Raw genomic sequence first — 16,855 nt, forward strand, 5'->3', positions numbered from 1 at the left:
CGTATGAGGTCGTCCCGGCGGGGGGTCAGGTGTCCAGGGCCTGGCGGGCCTTCCGGAGCACCTCGGCGCTGCGGTGCAGGGCGTCCTGCTCGTCCGGGGTCAGGGCGGGCAGGACGGTGTCCAGCACCCCGGTGCGGCCCAGGATGCGTGGCACGCTGAGGCTCACGCCGAACGCGGGGGTGGGGGCGCTGACGGTCAGGACGGCGCGGCGGTCGCCCAGGATGCGCTCGGTGATGCGCGCCAGGGCCGCGCCGATCCCGTAGTACGTGGCGCGTTTCCCGCCGATGATCTGCGCGGCGGCCTCCCGCGTGTCCCGTTCGATCTGCGCGCGGATCCCGGGCGTCCACGGGAGGTCCCGGGCGTCCATGAACGCCGCGACGGGCAGCCCGGCGACGGTGGCGGTACTCCAGGCGACGACCTCGCTGTCGCCGTGCTCGCCGAGGACGTAGCCGTGGACGTGCGTGGCGTCCACCCCGGCGTGCGCGGCGATCAGGTGCCTGAACCGCGCGGAGTCCAGCACGGTGCCCGAGCCGATCACGGCGTGGTCCGGGGCCAGGGTGACGCTCAGGTCCGTCAGGACGTCCACGGGGTTCGTGGCGATCAGCAGGGCGGCGCCGGGCGCCGCGGCGGCCACGCGGGGGATCAGGTCGCGGAAGATCGCGGCGTTCTTCTGCGCGAGATCCAGGCGGGACTCGCCGGGTTTCTGGTTGGCGCCTGCCGCGACGATCACCACGCCGCTGCCGTGCAGGTCCTCCAGCGGGCCGCTGCGGACGCGCGCGCCGTGGCTGACGGGCGCGGCGTGCGCGATGTCCTGCGCCTCGGCGCGGGCGCGGTCCCCGTCCAGGTCCGTCAGGAGCAGTTCGCTGCACGAGCCGCGCAGCGTCAGGGCGTACGCGGCGGTCGCGCCGACCAGCCCGGCACCCACCACACCGACCTTCACGTCACTGACCTGCCCGGACGGTCAGGACCGGGATGGGGCTGCGGGCCACGATCTTCTCGGCGGTGCTGCCCACGAAGAAGTGCTCGATGGCGCCCTGCGCGTGCGTGCCTACCACGATCAGGTCGGCGCCCCACGCGCGGGCGGCGTCCAGCAGGCCGGTCACGGGGTCGCCGACCATGAGTTCCTGTTCCTCGCCGGGCTGCACTTCGCGGGTCAGGCGCTGACCGTCCGCGCTTTCCAGCGTGTGCAGCAGCGTCGGGTCGGGCAGGGCGGGGGTCACGCCGCCCATCAGGTCCGGCGCGGCGGTCACGCGGGCGTCCGTGACGTGCACCAGTCGCCGGGTCGCGCCGGGAAACCGCGCGCGGGCCAGTGCCAGCGCCGCCGCCGAGGACGCCGAGAAGTCCACGCCCACCAGGACGCGCTGGAAGCCGGTGGTGCCGTGCAGGTCAGGGGAGTGGGTCATGTCTTTGAACCTACACCCGCGCCCACCTCCCGCCCGGAGCGCATGAAGATCGGGTGAAGACGGCCGCTCAGCTGGCGTGCTGGGACCCGCCGGCCGCGTCCCAGCGCAACTGCCGCCGACCGGCGCGTTTGGCGGCGTACAGCCGCCGGTCGGCGAGGTCCAGCAGCCCGGCCACGCTGTCCGCCTCGTGCGCCAGGACCGCCCCGGCGCTGAACGTCATCTCGGGCAGCGGGACCGGCAGGCGCAGGCTCAGCCCGTCCAGGCGGGCGGTGACCACCCGGGCCTCCTGCGCGCCCGTCCCGGGGATGACCAGCACGAACTCCTCGCCGCCCCAGCGGGCCAGCAGCGCGTCGGCACGCAGCACCTGCCGCAGCGCCGGGCCCAGCGCGCGCAGCACCTCGTCGCCCACCGCGTGCCCGCGCGTGTCGTTCACCTGCTTGAAGTGGTCCAGGTCCAGCAGGACCAGCGTGAAGCCCGCGTGCTCACCGCGCTGCACGAGCGCGTGCAGGTGCCGCAGGCGCTCCAGTGCCGCGCGGCGGTTGGGCAGCTCGGTCAGCGGGTCGGTCAGGGCCGCCTGCTCGAACGTCACGGCGTCCTGCTGGAACGCCGTGATCTGCTGCCCGAAACTGCTCGCCATGCCGATCACGATGGTCGTGCACGCCAGGTACGCCAGCAGGCTCAGGTCGTGCGTGGGCCGCGACGCCGCCAGTCCCGCGAACAGCAGGTACGCCACCAGCGTGGCCGGTACCGCTGCGCGCAGCGGCAGCAGCCCGAACCACAGCGCGACCATGATCAGGAACGACAGGAACGACCCGGTGCCGATCTCCGGGGCGCGCAGCAGCGGCACGAACTCGGCGGTGGTGGACACGGTCACCACCGCGACGATCAGGCCGCTCAGGCGCGCGGTGGGCCAGCGCAGCCACGCCAGCGCGACCACCACCCACGCCGATACCAGCATGCCCAGCGTGAAGGCCGCCGCGTTCGCCCAGTCTCGCCGCAGCAGCTGCTCGGCCACGATGAACACGTGCGCGGCGACCGCCCCGCCGGCCGCGGTCAGGTACGCGCGGCGGCGGACCCGCTCCACGCGGCTGATGGCGGCGTCATTCCGGGGCATCCCCCCACAGCATGACCCGCCGCGCCCACGGAAATCTGACGCGACCCGGCGTGAATCCCGCCCCCGCGACCTTCAGCGGACCTTGAGGCTCGGCGGGGTGCCCCCGGGCGCGGCGGGTACACTCCGAAGCATGCAACTCCAGAGCTTCGGCGCGGCCCTGACCGTCACCGGCAGCATGCACCTCCTGACCTCCGGCGGTCGGCAGGTCCTCATCGACTGCGGGCTGTTCCAGGGGAACGACGACCTGGAAGCCCGCAACCGCGAGCCCTTCGGGTTCGACGTCCCGGGCCTGGACGCCGTGATCCTCACGCACGCGCACCTCGACCACGTTGGACGCCTGCCGCTCCTGGCGAAACTCGGCTACCGCGGGCCGGTGTACTGCACGGCGCCCACGGCGGGCCTCGCGGAGACGGTGCTGCTCGACAGCGCGCGGCTGCAGGTGGACGGCTACCGGCACGACCTGCGCCGCGCCCGCCGCCAGGGGATTCCCGACGAGCAGGTGCCCCCGCCCCTGTACGAGGAGGAGGACGTGCACCGCGCGCTGGCGCTGCTGCGCCCCCACCTGACGTTCGGGGAGACCACCCGCGTGGCGGGCCTGAAGGTCACGCCCGAGCGGGCCGGACACATCCTGGGCAGCGCGTACCTCCTGATCGAGAGCAGTGAGGGTCGCCTGATCATGAGCGGCGACCTGGGCAACCGCGAGAGCGGCCTGCAACTGGACTTCACGCCCCCACCCCACGCGGACGCCGTGGTCATCGAGACCACCTACGCCAACCGCACGCACCGCCCCTGGCCCGCCACCCTGGCCGAATTCCGCGACGCGCTGCGCGACTCGGTGCGGCAGGGCGGGAAGATCCTGATTCCCAGCTTCGCCATCGAACGCACGCAGACGATCCTGCACACCATCAAGAGCCTGATGGACGCCGGGGAGGTCCCGCGCATCCCGGTGTTCCTGGATTCCCCGATGGCGGCGCGCGCCACGCACGAGTACTTCGAGTTCGGCGACGAACTCATCCCCGAGGTCCGCGACGCCCTGCAGGCCGGCGAGGATCCCTTCCGGCCCAGCACGCTGCACGTGGTGCCCACCAGCGCCGAGTCGCAGCGTATCAACCGGTACGACGGCCCGGCGATCATCCTGGCGGGCAACGGCATGATGACCGGCGGGCGCATCCAGCACCACCTCAAGCACCACCTGTGGAAACCCAGCACCAGCCTGATCAGCGTGTCCTACCAGTCCCCCAGCAGCCTGGGTGGGCGGATCGTGACCGGCGCCGACCACGTCCGCATCATGGGCGAGGAGATCGCCGTGAAAGCCCACGTGCACACCATCGGGGGCTTCTCCGCGCACGCCGACCAGGACGACCTGCTGGCCTTCCTGAGCACGACCGGCACCCCGCACGTGTGGCTGGTGCACGGCGAACCGGACGTCATGGCGGCCTTCCTGCCCGTCCTGGACGCACACGGCCTGAAGGGGGACCTGATGCCCGACCGGCAGCCCGTGGACCTGACCGGCCCCGGCTTCCCGCGGGGCCTCCCGCCCGGCTTCGACGCGGCCCCCACGCGCGGCGCGCAGGCCGAGGCGGGCGAGTAGGGGACAGGCGGGCGGAACAGCCCTGGGCGTTTTCATGCGGAGCAGCTACTCTGAAGGTCCATGAAACGCGCGCTGCCCCTGCTCCTGCTCGTCCTGACCGCCTGCGGCTCCAAGTCCATCGAGGGCGTCCAGACCTTCACGTACGCCGGTGGCGACCACCGCAGCGGCTCGCTGGTGTACGCCGAGAACCCCCCGGCGGGCGGCCCGCACAACGCCATGTGGCAGAACTGCGGCGTGTACGACCGCCCGCTGTACAACGAGTACGCCGTGCACAGCCTGGAGCACGGCGCGGTGTGGATCACCTACCGCCCGGACCTGGACGCCGCGCAGGTCGCTGCCCTGAAGACCCTCGTCGAGGGCCGCCCGTACACCATCCTCAGCCCCTACGAGGGCCTGGACACCCCGGTCGCCGCGAGTGCGTGGGGCGCGCAGCTGAAGGTCGACAAGGCCGACGACAGCCGCCTGAAGGCCTTCCTGGACAAGTACGAGCAGGGCGCGACCGCCCCGGAACGCGGCGCGTCGTGCAGCGGCGCGTACGGCGAGACCCGCTGACCACCCGGCACACAGCAAGACGAACGGCCCCACATTCGCTGTGGGGCCGTCACCGTTCAGCGGAAGCTCAGTGCTGCTGCTCGTCGTCGAAGTACTCGAAGCGGAACGTCCCGATCTCCACGGTGTCGCCCTCGCGCGCGCCGGCGCGTTTCAGGGCGTTGTACAGGCCCTGACGCTTGAAGACGTTGCCCAGGTACTCGGCGGCCTCGTCCATGAAGCGCGAGAAGCGCACGATGCGTTCCTCGAAGCCCCCACCGTACACCGCCCAGACCCGCTCGGGCTGACCGTCGTTGATGATGCCCACGCCCCGGGCGGCCGGATCGATGCGGAACTCGATGCGCAGGGGTTCCTCGCGCACGGTGTCGGATTCGATCTCCAGCGCGTTGTTCTGCGCCCACAGTTCGCGGTCCGGGAGCATCTGGAAGACCGCCTCGCGCAGTTCCGGCAGGCCCTCGCCGCCCTTGGCGCTGACCTGCATGACGGGCAGGCCGAACTCCGCGAGTTCATCCACGACCATCGCCGCGAGATCCTCGTCGGTCAGCTCCACCTTGTTCAGCGCGATCAGCGAGACCTGATCCAGCAGCGTCGGGTCGTAGGCGCGCAGCTCGGCCTGCAACTGACGCAGCTCCTCGACCGGGTTGCGGGTCACGTCCAGCACGTACACGAGCAGGCGCGTGCGGCTGATGTGCCGCAGGAACTCCAGGCCCAGGCCCTTGCCCTCGCTGGCGCCCTCGATGATGCCGGGGATGTCCGCCAGCGTGAAGCGCTCGTCGACCGGCGTGCCGTTCGCGTCCACACGGTCCACGACGCCCAGGATCGGTGACAGGGTCGTGAACGGGTAGTCCGCGATGGCCGGGTTCGCGCGGGACAGCGCCGCGAGCAGGCTGCTCTTCCCGGCGTTCGGGTAGCCCACCAGACCCACGTCCGCGATCAGGCGCAGCTCCAGCCGCACGCGGCGTTTCTGGCCGGGCGTGCCCAGCTCCGCGAAACGCGGCGCCTGACGGGTGCTGCTCACGAAGGTGCTGTTCCCGCGCCCGCCGAAGCCGCCGCGCGCGATGACCTTCTCCTGCCCGACCCGCACGAGATCCGCGATGACCTTCCCGGTCGCCTCGTCGAACGCGGTCGTGCCGACCGGCACGTCGATGAAGATGTCCTCGCCGTCACCACCCTGACGCAGGCGACCCTCGCCGTACGCGCCGTTCGGGGCCTTGAACTTGCGGCGGCCCACCAGACGCTCCAGCGACTCGACGCCCTCGATGGCACGCAGGATGATGCTGCCACCCCGCCCGCCGTGCCCGCCGTCCGGGCCACCTTTTTCCATGTACTTCGCGCGGTGGAAGGACATGCTGCCGTCCCCGCCGTTCCCGGCGGCCACCTCGATATTCAGGACGTCACGAAACGCCACTGGCCTCACCTCCCTTGGGGCAAGGCGCGTGTGCGTCCCCGCCCGGCACCACTGCTGGGTGCCACTGTACGACGCCGCCCCGCGTGGGGGCAGCAGCAAAGGAGCGCCTGACCCGTCAACCGGGCTGAGGCGCTCCCGCGAAAAAACCTGCCGCGCTGATCAGTCAGCGGCGGCGGCGGTGGGCACTTCGATGCTGATGAAGCGGCCCTTGTTGCCACGGTTGCTGAACACGACCTTGCCGCTCTCCAGGGCGAAGAGGGTGTGGTCGCGGCCCATGCCCACGTTCGGGCCGGCCTTGAACTTGGTGCCGCGCTGACGGACGAGGATGTTCCCGGCCAGGACCTGCTCGCCGCCGAACTTCTTCACGCCCAGGTACTTGGGCTGGCTGTCACGTCCGTTCTTGGACGAACCTACGCCTTTCTTGTGTGCCATGTCGGTATCCTCCCTTAGCCCTTGATGCCCAGGATCTTGATCGCGGTGTAGTCCTGGCGGTGGCCCGTGCGGCGGCGGTACTGGATGCCGCTCTTGTACTTGCGCACGTAGATCTTCTCGCCACGGCCGTGCTCGACGACTTCGGCGTTCACGGTGAACTTGCCGGCGGCGTCGCCGAAGACGGTCTGGTCGCCGCCCACGAAGATGGGGGTCAGGTCGAGCTTGTCGCCCGCCTCGCCTTTCAGGCTCTCGACGCGGATGACGTCGCCTTCCTGCACGCGGTACTGCTTCCCGCCGGTCTGAATGATTGCAAACATGGTGTTTCCTCCTGCCGCGCGCCCGAGGGATCGCTGCCCTGGGCGGCCTTGGCCTGCTGCACCCGCTCGGCGGGTCACCAAGCAAGTACTGTAACACACCGTCAGGGTGTAGGGAACCCGTCCGGGTCCGGCGGATCAGCGCAGACTCGGGGGTGGCAGGCAACGGCGCTCGGCCCGCGCGGGGCGGGGGAGGGCTGTTCGGTTGCGTGCGGGTTCCCGGGTCTGGTGAACGTGTCCTCGCGGTACACGTAGGCTCGCGCGGGGCGAGCCGGGTTCTGCTGATCCTCCAGAGCTGCCCGGAGGCAGCTGACCCTGGCAGCATAGCACGCCCCCGACCGGCCAGCGGGGGCGTGCTGTCAGAATCCATTCAGAGGGCGCCCCCTAGCCTGCGGGCATGAGACTGGGTCGCCACACGCTGGGCCGCTGGAACCTGCTGGTGCTGCTGGGCAGCGCCCTGGTCACCACGGCGCTGGGTCTGGCCACGCAGCCCCTGGCGGCGCAGACGACCACGGCCGCCGCGAGCGCCTACCGGCAGGGGCAGTTCCAGCGGGCCGACGACCTGCTCGCGGGCGCCGCGCGCGAGGGCCTGCTCGTGGACGCCGACGCCCTGGTCGTGCGGGGCTTCGCGCGCTACCAGACCGGGCAGTACGCCGCGGCCCGGCGGGACTTCCAGGCGGTCCTGGACCGCAGCCCCCGCTACGCGGACGCCTGGTACGGCCTGGCGCTCGTGGCGCGGGCGCAGGGCTGCGCCGCCGAGGCCCTGACCCTCAACCGCGAGGCGCTGGCGATCGATCCGGGCCGCGCCGACCTGCAGCAGCTCCAGGAGAGCCTGAGTGCGGTGCAGGTCATGGCTGACGGGCAGTAACGCCCGTGAACCGGCCTGCGGGCTGGAGCCGCGTGCAGCCCATGTGGCGCGAATTCCAGCTGCTGCCGTTCACCGGCATGGCGCTGGGCATCAGCGTGACCCTGACCGTCACGATGATTGTGTTCACGTACCTGCTGTTCCTGAACCTGTTCGCGCAGTCGTTCACGCGGTCCCTGCTGGTGGTGCTGTTCGTGCTGGGCGTCGTGACGCTGACCCTGGTGCTGCTGACGGTCACGCAACTGCTGTACGTGACCGTCACGGCCCGTCGCGACGCGCAGGTGACCGCGCAGGCGCGCGCCTGGGAGGCGCACCTGACCGCCTTCCTGGCCGGGGCGGACCCGCCCGCGACCCTGGACGTGACCGGCGCGCGCGCCCTGCTGCACCTGCGGGAGGAGGTCGGTGACGCGGACGGCGCGCGCCTCGCGGCGCTGTACGACACGCTGGGCCTGCGCGCCCACGACGAACGCGTCGCCCGGACTGGACGCACCAGCACGGACCGCACCCTGGCGCTGGAACGACTGGTGACCCTGCGCGACGACCGCAGCCTGCCGGTGTTCGTGGCGCTGCTGGACGACGCCAGCACGTCACTGCGGCTGCTGGCGCTGCTGGGCGTGACCCGACTCGCCCGGCCCGGCTGGGCGGCCCCGCCCCTCCTGCCGGTTCTCACGTCGGGCCTGTTCTCGACGCAGCAGGTCCGCGAGGCGCTGTGCCTGCTGGGACCGCAGGCCGAGCCGCTGGTGCGCGCCCTGGCCGCCGACCCGCGCGACCCCTGGCGGGAACTGGCCGTGGACACCGCGGGCCGACTCGACCCGCCCCGCTACGCGGACCTGGTGCCGGACCTGCTGCGCGACGCGAGTCCGGGCGTGCGGGCGGGCGCGCTGCGGCTGTACGCCGCCGGGCGCCTGGACGCCCCGCCGCTGCGGCGCGAGGTGTGGCAGCTCAGCCGCGACGCGGCGTGGCCGGTGCGGGCCATGAGTGCCCAGGCGCTGGGCACCTTCCCGCACCCGCCGGTGCGGACGCTGTGGCGACTGCTGGGCGACCCGAACTGGTGGGTGCGGCACCACGCCGCCCGGTCCCTGCACGCGAGCGGCGAGGGCCGCGCGGCGCTGCGTGAGGCGGCCGCGCGGCACCCGGACCGCTTCGCGCGTGACGTGGCGCGCGCCGCGCTGCCGCAGAATGACCTCATCGCATGAACCTCACGGTCGTCGAGTTCCTGTTCCTGGTGTACTTCGCGCTGATGAACGTGGGGTACGCCATCGGCCTGACGACCACGGTGCGGGAACTGGCGCGCAGCATGCGCCGCCACCAGACCCTGCGCTTCGACGCGCTGCTGCTGGGGCAGACGCACAAACCCATCTCGCTGCTCGTGCCCGCCTACAACGAGGAGGCGACCATCGAGGCCAGCGTCCGGTCCTTCCTGAACCTCCGCTACCCGCAGTTCGAGGTGATCGTCGTGAACGACGGCAGCCGCGACCGGACCCTGGACGTCCTGAACGCCACGTTCGACCTGCACCCCGCGCAGATGGTCGTCCCGCTGACCATCCCCACCAGACCCGTGCGCGGCACGTACCGCAGCGCCCGCGAGGACCGCCTGATCGTCATCGACAAGGACAACGGCGGGAAGGCCGACTCGCTGAACGTCGCCATGCAGTACGCCCGCTACCCGCTGTTCTGCGCGCTGGACGCCGACAGTCTCCTGGACGAGGAGGCCCTGCTGCGCGTCGCGCGGCGCTTCGCGGACGACGACGACCTGCTCGTCGTGGGCGGCACCGTCCGCCCCCTGAACGGCGCCGTGTTCCAAGGCGGGCGGATCGTGGACCTGCACCTGCCGGGCACGGCCGTCGAACGCTTCCAGATCGTGGAGTACATCCGCGCGTTCCTGGTGGGCCGCACCACCCTCAGCGCGTACGGGCTGCTGCTGATCATCTCCGGCGCGTTCGGCCTGTTCCGCCGCGACGTGGCCCTGCAGGTGGGCGGGTACGCGCACGACACCGTCGGCGAGGACATGGAACTCATCGTGCGGCTGCACCGCCACGCGCGCGAGCAGCGCCGCCCGTACGCCATCACGTACGTCATCGACCCGATCTGCTGGACGCAGGTGCCCGACACCTGGAACCTCCTGCGGCGCCAGCGCGACCGCTGGCAGCGCGGCCTGATCGAGGCCCTCTGGAAGCACCGCCGCATGTTCCTGAACCCCCGCTACGGCCGCATCGGGATGATCTCCATGCCGTACTACGTGTTCTTCGAGGCGCTCGCGCCCGTCATCGAACTCACCGGCTACGCCCTGGCCGTCGTCCTGGTCGTCACGGGCAAGTTCAGCGCGCCGTTCGTGGCGCTGTTCTTCCTGCTGGCCATCGCGTACGGCACCCTGATCTCCTTCAGTGCCCAGAGCGTCGAGGTGTTCCTCCGGCAGCGCATCTCCCGGCCCGGCGACCGCCTGCGGCTGCTGGGCTTCGCGCTGCTGGACAACCTCGGCTTCCGGCAGTGGACCCTCCTGATCCGCTTCTGGGCGACCCTGACCGGCCCGCTGCGCGCCGGACAGTGGGGCAAGATGGAACGCCGCCGCATCGACACCGGCACCCCCCCCACGCCACCCCCCGACGCGGGCGACCCACCCCGGAACCCGGACGTCACCTGACCCGTACCTGCGGACGTGATCACCCGAGTCCGGGCCGTATGGCGCGACGCGCTGGCCCTGCTGTTCGCCCTGACCGACCGCCGCACGCCCGCGGGCGCGAAACTCATGGCCGCGCTGGCGCTGGCCTACGCCCTGCTGCCCCTGGACCTCCTGCCCGACCTGACCCCCATCCTGGGCGTCGCCGACGACATCCTGATCGTCCCGACGCTGCTCGCCCTGGCCGCCCGCACCCTCCCCGCCCCCGTCCTGACGCAGGCACAGACCCGCAGCCTGAGCGTCCAGCGCCGCCTGCCCTGGCTGATCCCCGCCGCCGCACTGACGGTCCTGACCCTGCTCAGCCTGCTCGGCTGGACGATCTGGCGCGCCCTGGGGAGCTGATTGTCAAGCGCATCTGACCGGCGAACCAGATCGGGAATCACTAGCATGAGCGTCGTATGAAGAAACTTGCTCCCCTGCTGCTCCTCGCGCCCCTCGCCCTGGGTTCCTGCGGCCTGTTCAACCGCGCCCCCAAACCCGTCACCACCGCGGGCGGCACCCTGATGGACGCCAAGGTGACCTACGACGCCAACGGCAACGCCACCACCACCTACACCGCCTGGAGCGGCGGCGCGGGCAAGGTCATGCTCGACCTGTACGACTACACCGCCAAGACCACCGTCAAGGAAGGCGAAGCCACCCTGGCCGCGGACGGCAAGTTCAGCTTCGCCAGCCTGCCCACCCCCAAGGACAGCGAACTGAGCCCCTACACCGAAGAGACCCAGCCCACCGGTTGCACCAGCACGGTCAAGGTCAGCGACAAGGGCATGCGCAGCGCCACCGCGACCTTCCGCACCGACGCCACCAAGGACGTCAGCGTGATGCTGATGGACGCCGCTGGTACGACCACGACGATGGGCGAGCTGATCTACGTGGACCGCGCCGTCAAGTTGAGCGGTAAACAGGAATGCAAATTTACTGGCCTCACGTCCATTGCGGACATCAACGTGAGCTTCACCAAGGGGTGGAACTGGCTGACCATCAAGGCCACGACCGACCTGACCACGTCCACGACGACCGCTGTCATGACCAACGGGTTTGCCAGCAACCTCAAATGGGTCAACCGGACGGCAGCCACCCAGGCGCTGAACCTGAACACCCTGCCCTTCACCCTGCGCTGAACGCCGCTTTCCCGTCCGCCCCTGCCGCTCCGGTGGGGGCGGTTTTACGTGCCGTTAACCGGCCCGCTTACACTGAGGTTCATGAGACTGCTGCTCGTGGAGGACGACGCCCGCATCGCGCAGCCCACCGCAGAGGCCCTGCGCGAGGCCGGGTACGCCGTCACCTGGGCGCAGACCGGCCCGGAGGGGCTGGAACAGGCCGCGCTGGGCGAATACCCGCTGGTGATCCTGGACGTGATGCTGCCCGGCATGGACGGTTTCGCCGTGGCGCGGGAATTGCGCGAGCAGGGTGTGGAGTCCGCGATCCTGTTCCTCACGGCGCGCGGCGAGCTGAGCGACCGGGTGGAGGGCCTGGACCTGGGCGGGGACGCGTATCTGGTCAAGCCGTTCGCGGTGCCGGAACTGCTGGCGACCCTGCGGGCCCTGTCGCGCCGTGAGCGGGGGTCGGGCGCGCCGCGCGTGGCGTTCGCGCAGGGGCGCGGCACGCTGGACACCGTGGCGCGCACCGTCACCTGGGACGGCGCGGAGGTGGCCGTGACGGGCCGCGAGTACGCGCTGCTGGAGGTCCTGTCGCAGGCCCCGGAACGCTGGTTCACCCGCGAGGACCTGATCGACCGCGTGTGGGGGCCGGAATTCGACGGCGAGGCGCGGATCGTGGACGTGTACGTGCGCTACGTGCGCCGCAAACTGGCGCCCGAGGCGATCACGTCCGAGCGGGGACGCGGCTACCGCGTGGAACGCTGAGCCGGGCAGGGGAGAAGCGATGCGGTTGACGTTGCGGGCGCGGCTGGCGCTGTGGGCGGCCCTGGCGACCGGCGTGGCGGTGCTGCTGGTTGCGGGGGGGCTGTACTGGTCCGTGAACGGGTTCCTGCGGCAGGCGCAGGAGCAGCGGGTCATGAGTGTGCTGGGGGCCGTGCAGGGCCGCGTGGAGGGGCTGCTGCGGCCCCGCCCGGACGACGATCCGCTGGGGTCGCTGCTGGGCGCGGCGCGCGTGAGCATCTCGCAGGCGGACCTGGAACGCATCGCGGACGACGTGGACCGCCGGGGCGTGGACCTGCGCGTGATCGCCCGGCAGTCGGGCGGGCTCGCGTCGGTCGGCACGCCCAGCTTCCCGTCCGGGGTACCCGTGGCCCTCGGGCCGGGGCTGCACCTGACGGGCACGCACCTGATCCTGGAGCGGCCCCTGCGTGGCGCATCCCTGCAGATCGCGGTGGACGCCCGTTCGCTGCGCGAGGCGCGTGAGGCGTTCCTGCGTGCGCTGGTCGCGCTGGTGCCGCTGGCTTTGCTGCTGTCCCTGCTGGTGGGGTGGGTGGTCGCCGGGCGGCTGCTGCGGCCCGTGCGGGCGCTGGAGGGCGCCGCGCACGCCATCGGGGAGGGCGGGGACCTGCGCCGCCCCCTGCCCGGCGCGGGTGACGGGGACGAACTGGCGCGGCTGGCGCTGACGCTCCAGCACAGCTTCGCGCACCTCGCGGACGCCCGGGACCGCGAGCAGGGTTTCCTGCGGGCTGCCGCGCACGACCTGCGCTCCCCGCTGGCGGCGCTGACCGCGCGGGTCGAGGGGACCCTGGCCCGCGACCGCGACGCCGAGCGCTACCGCGCGGACCTGCGGGAGATCGGCACGGACATCACGCGGCTGTCCACCCTGGCGAACCACCTGCTGCTGCTGGCGCGGGACCCGGCGGCGGTGCAGCGCGCGCCGGTGCCGCTGCGGGACCTCGCGGCGGACGCCGTGGACCGCGCCCGTGAACTCGACCCACTGGCCGACGTGGACCTCGACGGTGCGGAGGCCGTCACGGTGTCCGGGGACCGGGTGCTGCTGGGGCAGGCGATCTGGAACCTCACCACGAACGCCGTGCGGCACGCGCCGGGCGCGACCGTGCTCGTGCAGGTGCGGGCGGTGCCGGGCGGCGCGGCCGTGACCGTGCAGGACGACGGCCCCGGCGTGGACGCCGCCACCCTGGCCCGCCTGGGCGAGGCCTTCTACCGCCCCGACGCCAGCCGCACCGCCGACGCGTCCGGCACCGGCGGGCACGGGCTGGGGCTGGCGCTCGCGCGGCACGTCGCGGGCCTGCACGGCGGGACGCTGGACATTGAGAGCGCGCCCGGCGCGGGCTTCCGCGTGACGCTGCACCTGCCGGGATAGGTGGGGCGGTCTGCTACTCTGTGCGGCAATGAACAGTTCAGTGCCGCGCTGGAGTGCCGTCGTGCTGGGCGGCGGGGACCCCGGCGACCCCTTCGCCGCCGCGCACGGCGTGAACGTCAAACCCCTGATTCCCGTCGCGGGCGCCCCGATGGCCCTGCACGTCCTGCGGGCCCTGCGCGGCAGCGACCGCGTGGGCCGCGTGGCGTACGTCGGCCCCACCACGCCCGACCTCGACCCGCTGATCGACATCCGCGTGACCGACCACGGCACCCTGCTCAGCAACCTCGAAGCCGGGGTGGAGGCCCTGCGCGACCTGGGCCTCGCCCCGGGCGAGCGGGTGCTGGTCGTCACCGCCGACGTGCCCATGCTGCGCCCGGAGGAGGTCCGGGACGTGCTCGACAGCGCCCCCACCGACGCCGGGCTGGTGTACCCCGTCGTGCGGCGCGAGGTCTGCGAGGCCGCGTACCCCGGCGTGAAACGCACCTACGCCCGCCTGAAGGACGGCACGTTCACCGGCGGGAACCTCTTCCTGCTGGACCCGGCATTGATCGGGCAGTTCCTGCCGCGCCTGCGCGAGGTGCTCGCCGCCCGCAAGGCCCCCCTGAAACTCGCCGGGCTGATCGGCTGGGACGTCCTGCTGCGCCTCCTCACCGGCCGCCTGAGCGTGCAGCGGCTGGAGGAGAAGGTCTCCGGGCTGCTGGGCGTCAAGGCCCGCGCGCTGATCACCCCGCACGCCGCCGTGGGCACCGACGTGGACAAGGACGCCGACCTCACCCTGGCCGACGCGCAGCTGCGCGGCACCCCGCCCGGTCACTGAACCGCGTGCCAATCCTGACGTAAATGCTCGGTTTTCTCGCGCTGAACGCTAAAAATCCTGTCCATTCCCGCCCTTGCGCCCGGGGTGGCCGGTGTGCATACTGTCCCTCATGCCTCACGTGATCGTTAGCCCCTGCATCGGCGTCAAGGACCAGGCCTGCACGGAAGTCTGCCCGGTGGAATGCATCTACGACGGCGGCGACCAGTTCCTGATCCACCCCGACGAGTGCATCGACTGCGGCGCGTGCGTCCCCGCCTGCCCCGTCAGCGCCATCTTCCCCGAAGAGGACGTCCCCGGCGGCGAGGAAAGCTTCATCGAGAAGAACCGCGTCCACTTCGGCCTCTAAACCACCCACCACAGCGGCGCCTGGAGTTGATCCGGGCGCCGCTGCTCCATGCGGTCCCTTATACGGATTCCGTCTGTTTCGTTGACAGATCGGAACACCACCGATCTGCCAACTCCACGCCCGGAACCCATTTTTCTCCTCCTCGCTCCGCTCGGATTGAATGGCTTTGCAAGCCGTTCAATCGGAGGCCGTATTACAGGCCGTACAGGTCCGTGTACTTCCCACGCAGATACGCCAGGTAAGGCGCGGCGGTCATGCCCTGCCCGGTCGCGCGCTGCACCAGTTCGTTCGGCGTGAACGTCCGCCCCGGCGCGTACACGTGCTCACGCAGCCAGCCATGCAGGCGCCCGAACTCGCCCCGCGCGATGTCCCCGTCCAGGTCCGGGTTCGCCGCCTGCGCCGCCGCGTAGAACTGCGCGCTCAGCACGTTCCCCAGCGTGTACCCCTGGAACACCCCGCCGATCCCGCCGCTGAACCAGTGCACGTCCTGCAACACCCCGTCCACGTGACTCGGGGCGCGCAGCCCCAGGTTCGCCTCGTACGCCGCGTGCCATGCGTCCGCCAGATCGCGGACCGCCAGCGAGCCGCCCAGCAGCTGCCGCTCCAGCTCGTAGCGCGTGATCACGTGCAGGTTGTACGTCAGCTCGTCGGCGTCCGTGCGGATCAGGCTGCGGCGCACCACGTTCACCGCGCGGAACATCTCCTCCTCGGTCACGTCGGCCAGCTGTTCGGGGAACGCGTCCCGGAACCGCCCGAACTGCCCCGCCCAGAACGCCCGCGAACGCCCCACCAGGTTCTCCCACAGCCGCGACTGGCTCTCGTGCACCCCGGCACTCACCCCGCCGCCCAGCGGCGTATCCAGCAGGTCCTCCGCGACCCCCTGCTCGTACAGCGCGTGTCCGACCTCGTGCAGCGTGGAGTACAGCGCGTCCGTCGGGTCCGCCAGCTGCGCCCGCGTCGTGATCCGCACGTCCCGCGCACCCAGCCGAGTCATGAACGGATGCGCCGTCAGATCCTGCCGCCCCCGCGCGAAATCGTACCCGTACAGCGCCCCGACCTCCTCGCCCAGCCGCAACTGAGTCGCAATCGGGTACTCGCGCGCCAGGAAATCCATCCGGGGCGCCGGGGCCGCCACCACCGCGTCCACCAGCGGCACCAGCGCCACGCGCAACTCCGCGAACACCGCGTCCACCTGCGCGGCCGTCATGCCCTCATCCGACGCGTCCACGAAGAAATCCATCGGGTCCGAGAACTCCGGGAAGAAACCCGCGCGCTGCACGCTCAGGTCCAGCGTCCGCTCTAGCAGCGGCACCATCCGCGCCCAGTCGTTCGCGGGCCGCGCCTCCACCCACGCCGCGTAACTCTCCCCGGCATGCTGTGCCGCCGCCCGCACGAACACCCCCGGCAGGCGCGTCGCCCGCTCGAACTCCCGCCGCGCCACCGCCAGCATCCGCGCCTCCACCGGCCCCAGGTCCAGCGCGCCCGCCGCATCCAGCAGCCGCCCATACCCCACGTCCGTCGCCCGCGCGTGCCGCACACCCGACAGCAGCGCCCGCTGCCGCGCCCGCCCCGCCGACCCCCCACGCGGCAGGTACGTACTCTGATCCCACCCCAGCAGCGCCCCGATCCCACCCAGGTCCGCCAATTCCTGCCAGTGCGCCCGCAGCGCCACCCACGTCTCATGCTGTGTCATCCCGCGCAGCCTACCGCGCCCCCAGCCGGATGGCCTGCGCCACCTGGCCGATACGCGGACGACAGCCCGTGCATAAAGCCCGAACGTGCAGTCCAGTCTTTTTCGTGCTGGACGGCAGAAATCAGGTCGCCCGGCAGGGGTTGACGCGGCCTGCATACCGGGGTATCATTTTCTTATCACCGCCGAAGAAGGCGGGTTTTTTGTTTTTGGGTTGTTTCGTGCGTGGTTGCCCCACCCCCCAGCCCCCATCCCCAGGGGGGACGGGGGGGCTTACGTTGGCACTGGGCAAGAGTTTTTACTGCTGCGGCGTGCTCGCAGTGGGCGGTGACGGGTCCGGCCTCGACGCCATCCTGCCGCACCGGTGGAAGGCCCGCGCGCTTCG

At 71.6% G+C, this 16,855-nt stretch carries 18 protein-coding genes; 11 read left to right on the plus strand and 7 right to left on the minus strand.

All coding sequences use genetic code 11. The annotated features are described in order from the left end of the window. Nucleotides 1–25: 25 nt before the first annotated feature. The 3 genes from DEIGR_RS02105 to DEIGR_RS02115 all read right to left on the minus strand — a co-directional run bounded on the left by DEIGR_RS02105 (nucleotide 26) and on the right by DEIGR_RS02115 (nucleotide 2,517). Complete coding sequence (locus DEIGR_RS02105) at nucleotides 26–940, minus strand: lactate/malate family dehydrogenase (RefSeq protein ID WP_058974876.1); 915 nt, start codon at nucleotides 938–940, stop codon at nucleotides 26–28. Nucleotide 941: 1 nt separating this feature from the next. Continuing rightward, nucleotides 942–1,403, minus strand: a complete 462-nt coding sequence (locus tag DEIGR_RS02110; RefSeq protein ID WP_058974878.1) for a universal stress protein — start codon at nucleotides 1,401–1,403, stop codon at nucleotides 942–944. Nucleotides 1,404–1,470: 67 nt separating this feature from the next. After that, nucleotides 1,471–2,517 (minus strand): GGDEF domain-containing protein, encoded by a 1,047-nt coding sequence (locus DEIGR_RS02115; protein WP_058974880.1) that lies wholly within the window; start codon nucleotides 2,515–2,517, stop codon nucleotides 1,471–1,473. A 130-nt stretch (nucleotides 2,518–2,647) separates the two neighbouring features. Between DEIGR_RS02115 and DEIGR_RS02120 the strand changes: the two genes are divergently transcribed. Both DEIGR_RS02120 and DEIGR_RS02125 read left to right on the plus strand, forming a co-directional pair. Further along, a complete protein-coding gene (locus DEIGR_RS02120; protein ID WP_058974881.1) occupies nucleotides 2,648–4,108 on the plus strand; it encodes an MBL fold metallo-hydrolase RNA specificity domain-containing protein in 1,461 nt (486 codons plus the stop codon). A gap of 60 nt (nucleotides 4,109–4,168) precedes the next feature. Next, a complete protein-coding gene (locus tag DEIGR_RS02125) occupies nucleotides 4,169–4,660 on the plus strand; it encodes a DUF3105 domain-containing protein (RefSeq protein WP_058974883.1) in 492 nt (163 codons plus the stop codon). A 67-nt stretch (nucleotides 4,661–4,727) separates the two neighbouring features. Here DEIGR_RS02125 and obgE read toward each other — a convergent pair whose 3' ends face one another. The 3 genes from obgE to rplU form a co-directional block, all read right to left on the minus strand. After that, nucleotides 4,728–6,065, minus strand: coding sequence for a GTPase ObgE (gene obgE / locus DEIGR_RS02130; RefSeq protein ID WP_058974884.1), 1,338 nt, complete (start codon nucleotides 6,063–6,065; stop codon nucleotides 4,728–4,730). Nucleotides 6,066–6,224: 159 nt separating this feature from the next. Then, nucleotides 6,225–6,497, minus strand: a complete 273-nt coding sequence (gene rpmA / locus DEIGR_RS02135) for a 50S ribosomal protein L27 (RefSeq protein WP_046843460.1) — start codon at nucleotides 6,495–6,497, stop codon at nucleotides 6,225–6,227. A 14-nt stretch (nucleotides 6,498–6,511) separates the two neighbouring features. Continuing rightward, nucleotides 6,512–6,814 carry a 50S ribosomal protein L21 gene (gene rplU / locus DEIGR_RS02140; RefSeq protein ID WP_046843459.1) on the minus strand — a complete coding sequence of 101 codons (303 nt, stop codon included), beginning with the start codon at nucleotides 6,812–6,814 and terminating at the stop codon, nucleotides 6,512–6,514. Between the two features lie 394 nt (nucleotides 6,815–7,208). Between rplU and DEIGR_RS02145 the strand changes: the two genes are divergently transcribed. The 9 genes from DEIGR_RS02145 (at nucleotide 7,209) to DEIGR_RS02185 (ending at nucleotide 14,780) form a co-directional block, all read left to right on the plus strand. Further along, a complete protein-coding gene (locus tag DEIGR_RS02145) occupies nucleotides 7,209–7,679 on the plus strand; it encodes a tetratricopeptide repeat protein (protein WP_058974886.1) in 471 nt (156 codons plus the stop codon). A 5-nt stretch (nucleotides 7,680–7,684) separates the two neighbouring features. After that, on the plus strand, nucleotides 7,685–8,872 hold the full coding sequence (locus DEIGR_RS02150; RefSeq protein WP_058974888.1) for a HEAT repeat domain-containing protein: 1,188 nt from the start codon (nucleotides 7,685–7,687) through the stop codon (nucleotides 8,870–8,872). Further along, nucleotides 8,869–10,317, plus strand: a complete 1,449-nt coding sequence (locus DEIGR_RS02155) for a glycosyltransferase family 2 protein (protein ID WP_083523900.1) — start codon at nucleotides 8,869–8,871, stop codon at nucleotides 10,315–10,317. Before DEIGR_RS02150 ends, DEIGR_RS02155 begins: the two co-directional genes overlap by 4 nt. A 15-nt stretch (nucleotides 10,318–10,332) precedes the next feature. Beyond that, the gene (locus DEIGR_RS02160) at nucleotides 10,333–10,695 is read left to right on the plus strand and encodes a DUF1232 domain-containing protein (RefSeq protein ID WP_058974890.1); all 363 of its coding nucleotides are present in this window, start codon (nucleotides 10,333–10,335) and stop codon (nucleotides 10,693–10,695) included. 56 nt (nucleotides 10,696–10,751) lie between these two features. Next, entirely contained in the window at nucleotides 10,752–11,474 is a 723-nt protein-coding gene (locus DEIGR_RS02165; RefSeq protein ID WP_058974892.1) for a hypothetical protein, read from the plus strand. An 81-nt stretch (nucleotides 11,475–11,555) separates the two neighbouring features. Continuing rightward, a complete protein-coding gene (locus DEIGR_RS02170) occupies nucleotides 11,556–12,218 on the plus strand; it encodes a response regulator transcription factor (protein ID WP_058974894.1) in 663 nt (220 codons plus the stop codon). 19 nt (nucleotides 12,219–12,237) lie between these two features. Then, nucleotides 12,238–13,617, plus strand: a complete 1,380-nt coding sequence (locus DEIGR_RS02175; protein ID WP_058974896.1) for a sensor histidine kinase — start codon at nucleotides 12,238–12,240, stop codon at nucleotides 13,615–13,617. A gap of 28 nt (nucleotides 13,618–13,645) precedes the next feature. Beyond that, nucleotides 13,646–14,434, plus strand: a complete 789-nt coding sequence (locus DEIGR_RS02180; RefSeq protein ID WP_058974898.1) for an NTP transferase domain-containing protein — start codon at nucleotides 13,646–13,648, stop codon at nucleotides 14,432–14,434. A 109-nt stretch (nucleotides 14,435–14,543) separates the two neighbouring features. Continuing rightward, a complete protein-coding gene (locus DEIGR_RS02185) occupies nucleotides 14,544–14,780 on the plus strand; it encodes a ferredoxin (RefSeq protein WP_046843451.1) in 237 nt (78 codons plus the stop codon). 193 nt (nucleotides 14,781–14,973) lie between these two features. Here DEIGR_RS02185 and DEIGR_RS02190 read toward each other — a convergent pair whose 3' ends face one another. Continuing rightward, complete coding sequence (locus DEIGR_RS02190) at nucleotides 14,974–16,473, minus strand: carboxypeptidase M32 (protein WP_058974900.1); 1,500 nt, start codon at nucleotides 16,471–16,473, stop codon at nucleotides 14,974–14,976. Between the last annotated feature and the right edge of the window lie 382 nt (nucleotides 16,474–16,855).

Source organism: Deinococcus grandis, assembly GCF_001485435.1.
GTDB classification, from domain to species: Bacteria; Deinococcota; Deinococci; order Deinococcales; family Deinococcaceae; genus Deinococcus; species Deinococcus grandis.